This window comes from Microbulbifer hydrolyticus (genome assembly GCF_009931115.1).
GTDB lineage: Bacteria > Pseudomonadota > Gammaproteobacteria > Pseudomonadales > Cellvibrionaceae > Microbulbifer > Microbulbifer hydrolyticus.
Window position 1 is genome coordinate 1,907,862 of record NZ_CP047491.1, and the last position, 12,494, is coordinate 1,920,355.

7 protein-coding genes are annotated in these 12,494 nt (G+C 58.7%); 1 reads left to right on the forward strand and 6 read right to left on the reverse strand.

What is annotated here, in order from left to right; translation table 11 throughout:
- Positions 1–14: 14 nt before the first annotated feature.
- The 6 genes from GTQ55_RS08065 to GTQ55_RS08090 all read right to left on the reverse strand — a co-directional run bounded on the left by GTQ55_RS08065 (position 15) and on the right by GTQ55_RS08090 (position 7,269).
- Positions 15–1,655, reverse strand: a complete 1,641-nt coding sequence (locus GTQ55_RS08065) for a BatD family protein (RefSeq protein ID WP_237567918.1) — start codon at positions 1,653–1,655, stop codon at positions 15–17.
- Positions 1,656–1,777: 122 nt separating this feature from the next.
- Entirely contained in the window at positions 1,778–3,655 is a 1,878-nt protein-coding gene (locus GTQ55_RS08070) for a VWA domain-containing protein (RefSeq protein ID WP_161858269.1), read from the reverse strand.
- The gene (locus tag GTQ55_RS08075; protein ID WP_237567885.1) at positions 3,652–4,707 is read right to left on the reverse strand and encodes a vWA domain-containing protein; all 1,056 of its coding nucleotides are present in this window, start codon (positions 4,705–4,707) and stop codon (positions 3,652–3,654) included. Before GTQ55_RS08075 ends, GTQ55_RS08070 begins: the two co-directional genes overlap by 4 nt.
- Entirely contained in the window at positions 4,700–5,317 is a 618-nt protein-coding gene (locus GTQ55_RS08080; protein ID WP_161858270.1) for a DUF4381 domain-containing protein, read from the reverse strand. The genes GTQ55_RS08075 and GTQ55_RS08080 overlap by 8 nt, the downstream gene beginning before the upstream one ends.
- Positions 5,317–6,282, reverse strand: coding sequence for a DUF58 domain-containing protein (locus GTQ55_RS08085; RefSeq protein WP_161858271.1), 966 nt, complete (start codon positions 6,280–6,282; stop codon positions 5,317–5,319). The genes GTQ55_RS08080 and GTQ55_RS08085 overlap by 1 nt, the downstream gene beginning before the upstream one ends.
- A gap of 27 nt (positions 6,283–6,309) precedes the next feature.
- Positions 6,310–7,269: an AAA family ATPase gene (locus tag GTQ55_RS08090; RefSeq protein WP_161858272.1), complete on the reverse strand. Its 960-nt coding sequence runs from the start codon at positions 7,267–7,269 to the stop codon at positions 6,310–6,312.
- A 270-nt stretch (positions 7,270–7,539) separates the two neighbouring features.
- Here GTQ55_RS08090 and GTQ55_RS08095 point away from each other — a divergent pair, with 270 nt between their 5' ends.
- Positions 7,540–12,426, forward strand: coding sequence for an NAD-glutamate dehydrogenase (locus GTQ55_RS08095; RefSeq protein ID WP_161858273.1), 4,887 nt, complete (start codon positions 7,540–7,542; stop codon positions 12,424–12,426).
- Positions 12,427–12,494: the final 68 nt, after the last annotated feature.

The following is a 12,494-nucleotide window of genomic DNA, read 5'->3' on the forward strand; positions in this document are numbered from 1 at the left end:
ATTCTTGCTATTGCTCAAGTATCAAACAGTTTCGGCAGCTGTCCGTTTTTTAGGCGCTTTTTACTTGAAGTGCCTTGAATTTCCCGGCTCGACCTGATTAATTCCTGTACTAGAGCGTGTACGTGGGCCTGATTCATGGGTCTCGGGTTAACTCCAAACATGGCTTTGTTTAGTGATTCCCGGATCTTTCCAAGTACTGGCAGCTCCAATGATTCCTCTATTTGATATAGCGTCTGCCCTCTGGTGTGCGGCCAGTGTATGTTGGCCCATTGGATCAAAGCATTGTGTAATACCTCGGGTTCTGATGACACTGCTTTTTCCAGCTCAATGTCAGCTAATTTTGCCGGTTTAACCTTACTTTCTCTCGATCGAGTTCGCACTTTGGCCTTTTGATATCTACGAAAAAACAGCAGCGCCCAAACAAGGTGCAGTGCGATCGCTGCAATTGCAATTTTTTGCCAAAATCCCGGTTCAACCTTAGAGGTGCTTGGAGTGGGGGTATCTGAAGCTCCAGGTGTACCTGAAGCGGTGGGTTTGGCTGCGGCTGCACCTGTGACATTGAACCTAAACGCCGGCAACTGCGTAGCCCGCTGCCGCCCGGTTTTCGTATCCCACCAGGTAATAGTCATTGGAGGCAGCTGATAACTCCCCGGCTTGGTTGCTACAATCGCGGTAGTTTCAATCCGGCTACCGGTAATGCCATTCATCCCTGGCTGATCTTCCTGTTGCGGCTGGTCCGGGTAGGTCTTCAGCCCTTCAATATTCAGCTTGGGTAGGGGCGGTAATTGCGCGGCGCGCAGGCCCTCTGCCCGTAGGGTAATAATCCGGGTAATGGGCTCTCCGACCTTGAATTCGTCCGGATCTTTGCTCCAGCTCTGCACCAGTCCGAGGCTGGCCGCCGGTAACCAGTTGCTGCCGCTGTAGCTGTCGGGCTTGGGCTCTACCTGCACGGTTTTGGGCTCTGAGCGCAGACGAATGCGCTGGGCATTGCGGTTGAAGAGGGAGAACGGGTCTCTTCTGCCGGTAACAGCGACGTAATTCAGTGCGGGGATCTGTAATTCTCCGGAGCTTTCCGGGAAGACTGCGTAGGTCAGTTCGTACACGGCATGGCCGACGCCGTCGATGCGGCGTTCAAATCTTTGTTCGTTCACTTTCTCGATATGGGCGCCGGCAATCTGAAGGGGATCGGTGGCGATGTCATGCAGCCCCACGGTGGTGTAGAGGCGGACTTTTACCAGCAGCTGCTCCTGCACGTGGAGCTTTTCTTTGTCGAGCTCTATCTCCAGGAACGCTTTGCGGCTATCCCCTGTGGGGGCCTGGCCGGCTTTGTTTACGGTGATCGGGATGGCATCGGAGATCTGGCCGTGCAAGTGCAGGGAAGGGACAAAGAGTCTGCCTTCTTTCAGTGGGGCGAGGATCACGGTCCATTCTACGAAGCTCTCGGCGTGGCCGTTGATCACGCGGTACTGGTTGGACTGCTGGCGGGACAGGACTTCGAAGTCCTGTTCGAGGAGGTCGAAGTCCGGTTGTCCGCCTCTCTGGCTACCGCTGTAGCGCAGGGTGAGGGTGAAGGTCTCGTTGATGGCGAGTTCGTTGCGGTCGACGGTGGAGGTGAGCTCCTGAGCATTTGCGGTGCTGCAGGCCATAAGGAGCATGAAAAGCACGAGGCATTGACGTACAAACCTGCGCACAGGTGACAAGAAGCTCCTGGTGTTGATATCACCTATTGGCTGGTACCTACTCGCGAAAGATATGGTTTTGCGGGATTCCACTGTGGTTACCATCTCTGGGTGGCTCCGTTCTCCGGGGGCTGCCATTCGCCCGCGCGGTATGCGCGGCGACGTTGCAGACTTTCGTATTTGAACTTTTCGCGCATCAGGCCTGCGGGGTCATCAGGGATCTGACGCAACCACTGATCAAGCGCCTGCTGCGTCTCAGGGTCGAGAGGACTTTCCTGGTCGCCGGGCTGGGCGTTGGCATTTTGCTCTTGCTGCTGGCCCTGATCATCTTGCGGGCGACTCTGGGCCTGCTGCTCCTGTTCCTCTTCGGACCCCGGGTCTGACTCGCTTTCACTTTGCTGATCCTGCGACTCTTGTTCCGATTGCTGCTGGTTCTGGGAATCCTGCTGGGCGTTTTGCTGCTGGGAGGACTGCCCGTTCTGGTCCTGTTGCTGTTGATTCTGTTGCGCGTTTTGCTGGTCTTGCTGCTGATCCTGTTGTTGGTCGTTTTGCTGTTGCTGGTCCGACTGCTGGCTTTGCTGCTGTTGTTGTTCCTGTAACTCTTTCAGCTTTTTCGCGATCTCGCGATTGTGTCGGGCGTCTGCAAGCTCGGGATTCTGCTGGATGGCTTCATCGTAGGCTTTGATGGCGTCGTCAAAGCGCCCCTCCTGGGTGAGGCTGTTGCCGAGGTTGTATAAGCCCTGGGGACTGTTGCTGTGTGCAAAGCTTTTCGCTGCTGCATCGTACTCGCCGGCTCGATACTGCGCGGTGCCTCGCCACTGGGAGTTCTCGAATACCTGGGCTGCGCTTTCTGCGTCGCCCTCGGCCAGTAAGTCGCGACCTTGCTGGTTTGGCGTCTGCCACAGGCTGCCCTTTTCCGCGGCCTCGGTATGGGGGCTGGCGAGCATGAGCGTTGACAGCGCGATTGGTAATGCGGAGGCGAGGGTGCCTCTGCGGAACAGCAAAAGGGCAAATGGCAGGAGGAGCAGCACCAGCCATGGCCCTTCTTCATGCCACTGGTCAAATTCACGTTCGGTCAATTCTGCCTGTTCCGGCGTGGCGGTTTGTGGAAGTACCCGGGCAATATCAATGTCGTCCACGGTGATCGCGGAAAACTGCCCGCCGGTACTTTGCGCCAGTCGTGTGAGTTCCCGAGGGTTGAAGTTGGCAATGATGATGGAGCCACTGTCATCGGTGATAAAACCGCTGCCGGTGTTTTTCGGGATGGGGCTGCCCTCACCGCTGCCGACAGCGAGGATTGAGAGGGGCGTATTGCTGTTAATGGCTTCGCTCTTGACCGTGTCGACTGCCGCCTTGGCGATGCCATCGGTGACGGCGAGCAGGCGGCCCTTGCCGTTCGCGCCGTCTTTAATTAATCGTGTACCTGCCTGCACGGCCATTTCGATGTTGCTTCCCGGAACAGGCATGATGCGCGGAGACAGGGATGGCACCAGGTTGGCAATGGTGGCGGTATCGTCTGTCAGGGGGGTTACGACATGCGCTTCGCCGGCATAGGCCACCAGTGCGGTCAGCCCGTCTTTCCGCTGTTTGAGGATATCGAGAATTTTCAGGCGCGCACGGGTGAGCCGGTTGGGGGAGAGGTCGGTGGCCATCATGGATGGCGACAGGTCGAGCAGTATCACCAGCGCGTCCTGGTTCGAATATACCGGCGTGGGCAATTTTCGCCAGGTGGGGCCGGCGAGGGCGACGATGGCCGCTGTCAGCAGTGCGAAAATCAGTGTGAACAGCCAGGGCCTTTTTTCACCACCGCGCATCAGCAGATGGGGAAGCAGGTCCGGGTCGATCACTTTTTGCAGGCCGCCGCTGGCAAACACGATCCGGGCCAGCGCCCAGCATGCAAGCGCAGCTGGCAGGATCAGCCACAGGATGGCCGGGCGAAGAAAGTGGAACTGCTCAATATCCACCAGGAAGCTCATACTGGCTGGCCTCCGTTCGTTTTCCCTGCGCGCGCACTTTTGCCGGGGCGGTGCACCAGCGCGGAAGACCCGGACGTAATTAGGGGAATGGCGGCCCACAGCAGCGAAAGCAGCAGCGCGGTAGACAGTGGCCAGACATACAGGGATTTCAGCGGGCGGTAGGTTTCCGCCTCCTGTTCCACAGGCTCCAGGCGGTCGAGTTCCGCGTAGATGTTCGCCAGTTCCTGAGGATTGTGGGCGCGGAAATACAGGCCGTCGGTTTCATCCGCGATGGCTTGCAGTGTTTTGCTGTCCAGGTCGCGGGACGGGTTAATACGACGTGCACCGAAGCGCGATCCCAGCAGGCCGGGCTGAACCATTTCCTCCGCGCCCACGCCGATGGTGTATACCTTCACGCCCGCCTGTTTGGCCAGCTCGGCGGCCTTCAGCGGTGCAACTTCGCCCGCCGTATTGGCACCATCCGTCAGCAGGATCAGCACGCGTTGATCTGCCGGTCGCTGGGTAAGGCGTTTGACGGAAAGGCCTATTGCGTCGCCAATAGCGGTGCCCTGGCCGGCAAAGCCGATCTGCGCTTCCGCAAGCAGCGTGTCTACTGTCTCGCGATCAAAGGTCAGGGGCGCCTGCAGGTAGGCCCGGGTGCCGAACAGTACCAGCCCCAGGCGATCGCCTTTGCGCCGCAGCACAAAATCCCCGACGACATTTTTTACCGCGGTGATGCGCATGGCCGGATTGCCATTGAGGATCATATCCGGGGTTTCCATACTGCCGGAGATATCGACGGCGATCAGCAGGTCGCGCGCGCTACTGGTCTGGGAGATTGGTTCGCCGTACCACTGGGGGCGTGCCGCAGCCGCTACCAGCAAGGTCCAGATAAACCAGAGGAGGATCAGGTTGAGTCGGTTGCCTGCCGCGCCGCCACCTTTGTGAGACAGCTCCCGGTAGTAGGGCACCTTGAGCGCACTGCTGAGCGGTTCGCTCTTGGGTAACATCTGTCGAGCCAGTAACGGCAATGGCAGCAGCATAAACAGGAGGGGCAGGCCGAACTCAAACACGATCGACCTCCGGTTTTTCCGCCAGCGGTGACGTTTCAGGTATTCCTTGGGTCTGCGGGCGTTGGTGGGCGCGCGCCCAATACGTGGCGAAGTCCTGCAGAGACTGGAGGTCAGCCCTGGATCCGGTGGATCCGCTATAGAGGTTCTCCAGCAGTGCCCGGCGGGCGGGTTCCGGCATGGGGTCCTCGACGGAGGATTCCAGAAAAGCGATCCAGCGCTGCCCGGTCAGCGGCGCACACGTGTCTCTGCCAAAGGTAACAACCGCGATGCGTTTCAGCAGGATATTGATCTGTTCCACTGCATGGGGCTCGCTCAAGTCCAGCGCTTTCAGCAGGCGCACACCTTCCTGCCGATAAAGGTTGCGGCGCCGCTTCTCCCGTAGTCGAAGTGCGAACCAGCCTGCGGCAAATATAAGGGTGAGGACGAGCCCTGCGAGCATCCACCAGCCGGGAGCCAGGGGCCACCAGCCGATTGCGGCGGGCTCGTGGATATCCTTTAGTTGATCCAGCAGGCTTTGCATCTCCGGCGTCATCGGGTTTGGGGCTGCCGGATTGTTCTGCGGCGCCGGAACCGGGGGAGCGGCCTGCTTAAGGGCTGAAAACCCGTACATCACGCAGGACTCCGGTTGGGAGACGGCTGCCGGTCCCCGTAAGTACTGAGCAGCAGTGGCACGACGGGTTGGGTGTTATCAAAGTCCACCAGCGGCAGGTGCAGTCGCCGGCAAAGCTGAGCGGTCTGCTCGCGAACCTGATACTGGTGGTTCGCAAACTGCTGTCGCAGTGCCCGGCTGGATTTGCCGAGAAAGGTCCGCTGCTTGCCGTCACTGATGGTCATCGCTTGTTCTGGCAGCTGCTGTTCCAGCGGGTCGGTGATACGCAATACCTGCAGATCAGCATGGCGGGTAAGCAGGTAGAGCGGCTGCTCACAGCTCTCATCCATATCGTGGCAGTCGCTGATCAAAAACAGGGCGCTGCCAGGCCGGGCGATACGACGGGCTTCTTCCAGCAACACACTCAGGGGCTGGCTGCCGCCGCTGGCGATGGGGCTATCCAGTGCGCCCGCGGTTTCTACCATACCGTGAATAGCGGCGAGTACGGCGTGATGGCTGCGGCGCGGGCGCACGGTATCGACGCCGTGATCGGAGAACAGCAGGGCGCCGATACGGTCGCCGTGCTGTAGGCCCGCCCAGCACAGGGCGGAGGCGATACTGCAGGCGGCAACCGACTTGAAGGCGTTCTGGCTACCAAAGAACATTGGTGAGCGGAGGTCGAGCAGGATGACTACCGGGCGCTCGCGCTCCTCCTGGAACAGCTTGGTGTGGGTTTTACCGGTTCGCGCGGTTACGCGCCAGTCAATGGAGCGTACGTCGTCACCTGGCTGGTAATAACGCACCTCCTCGAAGTTCATTCCACGTCCACGGTAGCGGGTCAGCAGGTTTCCGGCCTGGTCGCTGCGATTGACCCTTGGTTTGAACAGTCGCAACTGGCGGGCAATATGGCGCAGGCGTACCAGCGGCGCTACTTCAGGGTAGGCGCCACGGATATTCAGGTCGTTGTGATTGATCGCTTTCTGCACGTCTGCTCGAAACTCTCTGGCGCTGGCTTAAATGGCCGGTACCTGCTGCAACAGGCGATGAATTACCTGGTCGGCATTGGCGCCGGCGGCCTCGGCCTCAAAGCTTAACAGCAGGCGGTGGCGGAGCACGTCCGGTGCGATGGCCATAACATCATCCGGGGTTACGTAGTCGCGCCCCGCCAGCCATGCGTATGCGCGGGCACAGCGATCCAATGCGATGGTGGCTCGTGGACTGGCGCCAAAATCCAGCCACGCGGCCAGCTCGTCATCATATCGTTGTGGCTCGCGGGTAGCGATGACCAGCTGCACGATGTAGGTTTCCACCGCCTCTACCATCGTCAGGTCAAGAATCTCCTGGCGCGCGGCAAAGATGGTCTCCTGACTGATCACGGTCTGCGGGCGGCCCTCGCCATGGCTCGCTTCGGAGCGTGCCAGCTTGAGAATCCTTGTCTCGGCTTCGGCATCCGGATAATGCAGGTTGACCTGCATCAGGAAGCGGTCGAGCTGCGCCTCCGGAAGAGGGTAGGTGCCTTCCTGCTCGATGGGGTTCTGGGTGGCCATCACCAGAAACAGGTCGGGCAGGGAGTAGGTTTTACGGCCCACACTGATCTGGCGCTCTGCCATCGCCTCGAGCAGGGCGGATTGAACTTTGGCGGGTGCACGGTTGATCTCATCCGCGAGAATCAGGTTGTGAAATACCGGACCGGGCTGGAAATGAAATTCACCGGTTTCCGGTCGGTAGATATCCGTGCCAGTAATATCTGCCGGCAGCAGGTCCGGGGTGAACTGGACCCGGTGGAAGTCCCCCTCGATGGCATCCGCCAGAGTCTTGATGGCTTTCGTCTTGGCGAGGCCCGGAGCGCCTTCTACCAGGAGGTGTCCGTCGGCCAGGAGTCCTATCAGGATTCGGTTGACCAGAATCTCCTGACCAATAATCTGCTGTTCCAGCCAATCGCCCAGAATTTTTATCTGCTGGCGTGTGTCCATATCGTCACTTCTTTTGCCAATTTCCTGTTTCAATACGCTGCCCGGAGCGGGTGGCTATCTATCATCTTTATATATAGCTACTCGTTCGGATTTCGCGGGCTGGTTGATTTTAGCGGCGATGAGCCGTGAGGCAACCGCTGTCGCTGTTCGGGCAACCCGAAGACCGCAGAGTAGACAGTTATTCTGACGGTTAGTTCTACCTTGAATTTGCAAATGTAGCATTCTGGCGCGCGATGGCAGTCGCGCGGCGATGGGAGGAAGCACGTGAATATGGCGACGGTCATTACCGATAGCCGGGAGGAGCTGCTGGCACAGGTCAGTGCCCTCATAGGGGAAAAACTGGGCGACAAGGCAGAGCCGGTGGCGGCCTTTGCCGCGCAGTTTCTGAATCAGTACCCGCTGGAGGATCTGGCGGGGCGGCGCCTGGCTGATGTGTACGGGTGTATTTACACCTGCTGGGACTTTATCCAGCAGCGCACTGCCGGGGAACCCAAAATCCGCGTATTCAACCCGCGCCTGGAAGAGCACGGCTGGGAATGTTCGCACACGGTGGTCTGTGTACTGCAACGGGACATGCCCTTTCTGGTGGATTCCGTGCGGATGGAGATCAATCAGCGCGACACGGTTATCCACTCCATCAAGAGCACCGTGTTGCAAATGCGGCGTGGTGACGACGGCTGTCTTCACAAGCTGCTCCCGCCGGGGCCTCGGGAGGACGAAGGTCTTCAGGAAAATCCCGGGGTAACCGGAGAGGCGCTGATCTACGTCGAGATCAACCTGGATACATCGGCCTCCCACGCATCCGAGATGACCCGGGACCTGAAGGAAACCCTGGGTGACGTCGCGTTAGCGGTGGATGATTACGTGCCCATGCTGGATACCTGCGCGGCCATGGAAGACCAGCTGCACACCTGTCTGGCGGATAATGACGCCAATCTGGAAGAGGCCAGTGCGTTTCTGCAGTGGATGCGTGACGGTAACTTCACCTTCCTTGGTTATCGCGAATACGAGTTTTGCCAGCAGGGCGATAAAAAGGTGCTGTGCGAGGTGGAGGGCCGCCGCCTGGGTATTTTCAAAAACCTCGAGCAATCGGCTGAGCCGACGCCAGAATATGCCTTCAACGAAGGCAAGCAGAAGTTCTATCAGGGTCCCAACTTCCTCACCTTCGCCAAGTCTTCGGTGAAATCCCGGGTGCACCGCGCCGCGTACTCTGACTATGTAAGCATCAAGCGCTACGACGCCGCCGGCGATGTGATCGGCGAATCCGCGTTTATGGGGTTGTACACCTCACCGGTGTATACCGAGAGCCCCTCCAAGATCCCCATTATCCGCCGCAAGCTCGCGTCGGTGATTGAGCAGAGCGGGCTGGCGCCGACCAGCCACGACGGTAAGGCGCTTAAGAGGATTCTGGATACGTTCCCGCGTGACGAGCTGTTTCAGAGCAGTACCCGTGAGCTGTACGAAACCACACTGGGCGTGCTCGCGATGAATGAGCGCGCCCGTTTGCGGCTGTTTATGCGCAAAGACCCTTTTGGCAAGTTCGTCACCGCGATGGTGTATGTGCCGAGGGACCAGTTTTCCAGCGAGGTGCGCGAACGGATCAGCGAACGGATCGCCCGTACCATTCACGCGCTGGACTCCGATTTTACGACGTATTTTTCCGAATCGATTCTCGCCCGGGTACATCTGGTGTTCCGAGTAGACCCCAACCAACCGGTGGAAATTGATGTAGCGCGACTGGAGGCGCAAATCGTGGATATTACCCGCAGCTGGGAAGACGTGTTCCAAAGATCCCTGATTGAAACCCACGGTGAGGAGGTCGGAAGTCGCCTGATTGGCACCTTCGGGCAGGCCTTCCCGGCGGGATACCGGGAGGATTTCGAGCCTCGCATCGCCGTTCAGGATGTGATTTCCATCCAGGAGCTCAGTGAGAAAAATCGTGTTGCGATGAGCTTCTATCAGCCGGTCGGCGCAGAGCCTGGCAGTCTGCGCTTCAAGGTGTTCAATGTGGGCAGCGGTTTGACGCTGTCGGACGTGATTCCGGTTCTGGAACACCTCGGTCTGCGTGTGATGGGAGAGTTCCCCTACACGATCCGGCCCCGGGGGCAGCAGGATGTGTGGATGCACGAATTCCACCTGGAATTTGGCCTGCCCACCAGGGTCGACGCCCAGGCCTCCCGCTCACTCTTCCAGGACGCGTTCGCGGCAATCTGGGATGGGGTGGCGGAAAGCGATGCGTTCAACCGCCTGGTACTGGCCGCGCGCCTGAACTGGCGTGAAGTGACGATGTTGCGGGCCTATGCGCGCTACCTGAAGCAGACCAAGTTCAGTGCCAGCCAGACCTATATTGCGACCACACTGGCCAACCATGTGGAAATTACCCGCAATCTGGTTGCCTTGTTCCGGGCGATGTTTGACCCACGTATCAACGCAAGCGATCGTCAGGACCAGTCAAGAGTCGAGCGTCTGATCAAGAAGATCCACGACGGACTGGATGGGGTGGACAACCTCAACGAAGATCAGGTGATCCGCCGTTATCTCGACCTGATTCGGGGAACCCTGCGAACCAATTTCTTCCAGCTGGATGATCAGGACCAGCCGAAAGATTACATATCGATCAAATTCAGCCCGCGGGATATTCCGAATATCCCGGAACCGCGCCCGGAGTTCGAGATCTTCGTTTACTCGCCACAGGTCGAAGGGGTGCACTTGCGCGGAGGCAAGGTAGCACGTGGCGGGCTGCGCTGGTCCGATCGCCTGGAAGACTTCCGTACCGAAGTGCTGGGCCTGGTTAAGGCACAGAATGTGAAAAACGCGGTGATTGTACCCAGCGGGGCCAAAGGCGGTTTCGTCGTGCGCAAGCCGCCGATGGACAATAGCCGCGAAGCGTTTATTGAATCGGGTATCAGCTGTTACAAGACCTTTATCCGTGGCCTGTTGGATATCACCGATAACCTGAAGGATGGCGAGGTGGTTCCGCCGGAGCGCGTGATTTGCCGTGATGACGAAGACCCCTACCTGGTGGTCGCCGCCGACAAGGGCACTGCGACCTTCTCGGACATCGCCAATGGCATCGCCGCCGAGTACGATTTCTGGCTGGGTGACGCCTTTGCCTCTGGTGGCAGTAATGGTTACGACCACAAGAAAATGGGCATCACCGCACGCGGTGCCTGGGTTTCGGTACAGCGGCATTTCCGTGAAATGGGCATCAATGTCCAGGCCGAGAATTTCTCGGTGATCGGTGTTGGCGACATGGGCGGTGATGTTTTTGGCAACGGCATGCTGTTGTCTGAGCATATCTGCCTGAAAGGGGCCTTCAACCACCTGCATATTTTTGTGGACCCGAACCCGGATGCGTCGAGCAGTTACGTCGAGCGCAAGCGCCTGTTTGATCTGCCGCGTTCCAGTTGGGCAGACTACAACATGAGCCTGATCTCGAAAGGTGGTGGTATTTTTGAGCGCCGCGCGAAGTCGGTAAAAATTACCCCGGAGATGCAGCAGGCATTTGGTATTACGGAAGACCAGCTGACTCCCAATGAGCTGATCAGCGCGATGCTGAAAGCACCGGTCGATTTGATCTGGAATGGTGGCATTGGCACCTACGTCAAAGGCAGCGCTGAAAGCCATGGCCAGGTGGGTGACAAATCCAATGACAACCTGCGGGTCAACGGTAACCAGCTGCGCTGCAAGGTGTTTGGTGAGGGTGGGAACCTGGGCATGACCCAGCGTGGCCGCATTGAGTTTTCCCTGAATGGTGGCCGCTGTAATACCGACTTCATCGACAACGCCGGTGGTGTGGACTGTTCTGACCACGAGGTGAACATCAAGATCCTGCTGGACAAGGTGGTGGCCAATGGCGACCTCACTGACAAGCAGCGCAATCAGCTGCTGGAGGAAATGACCGAGTCCGTAGCCGAGCTGGTGCTCGACAACAATTACAACCAGACTCGTGCCCTCAGTGTCGCCGCCTATCAGGTGAGTGATCGTTTTGACGAGTACCGCCGCACCATCAATGCGCTGGAATCGGAAGGGCGCCTGCGCCGCGCGCTGGAGTTTATTCCCGACAACGAGATACTGAACCAACGCCAGAACAAGGGCCAGTATCTGACAAGGCCAGAGCTGTCTGTACTGATTTCCTATGTGAAGGTAAAGCTGAAGGAAGAGCTGCTGCAGTCACATATCATTGACAATGACTATGTGCAGTCCGCGGTTGAGTCGGCTTTCCCTCCGGCGCTGGTAGCCCGTTACAAGGCCCTCGTGTATGACCACCAGCTGCGCCGTGAAATTGTCTCCACCCAGGTGGCAAATGACGTGGTCAACAGCATGGGGATTACGTTCTATAACCGTATCAGCGGTGCGACCGGCGCCGATATCGATACCATCGCGGCGGCATACATCAGTGCGAGGGACGTCTACCTGATGTCGGAGTTCCAGGACGGCGTAGCCGCACTGGACTACAAGGTGCCCGCAGAACTCCAGCTCCAGCTCATGAACTCGATGATTGGCCGTGTACGCCGGGCCACCCGCTGGTTTATACGTAACCGGCGTGGAGAACTGGATCCGGCGCAGGAGCGGGAACTGTTCCTGGAGCCGGTACAGCGGGTTATCCGGGCGTTGCCGGAAGTGCTGAGTGGTGAACCGCTGCGCGCGTGGAAGTCCCGGCAAGAGTATCTGGTGGAATCGAACGTGCCCGAACAGCTGGCCATGCTGGCTGCATCACCCACCTACCTGTTCTCGGCGCTGGGTATTTCCGAGTCGGCCCGGATCAGTGACCGGCCGGTGGAGGAAGTGGCGAAAGTCTACTTCGCGCTGGCCGACAAGCTGGGGCTGTACTGGTTCGGTAACCAGATCATTGATTTGCCCGCCGCGACCTTCTGGCAGTCACAGGCGCGCGAGACCAGTATGGATGACCTGGACAGCCAGCTGTCGCGCCTCGCTATCCACCTTCTGCGTCTGGCGGGTGACGACGGCCTGGATATCGAAACCGCGGTCGAGCGTTGGGTAGATCTGATGGCGCAGCCGATCCAGCGCTGGGAGAACCTGGTGAAGGAGCTCAAGTCCACACCGCAGGGAGACTTCGCCATGTTCACCGTGGCACTGCGTGAACTGATGTACCTGGCAAATGCCACCGCAGACCACGAGACGCTGGCCGGTTAATCCGGCCAGCAAACTGCGCCAGAAATCCGTACAATAGGCGCGCCCACGGTGGACCACGGGGCCAGTTC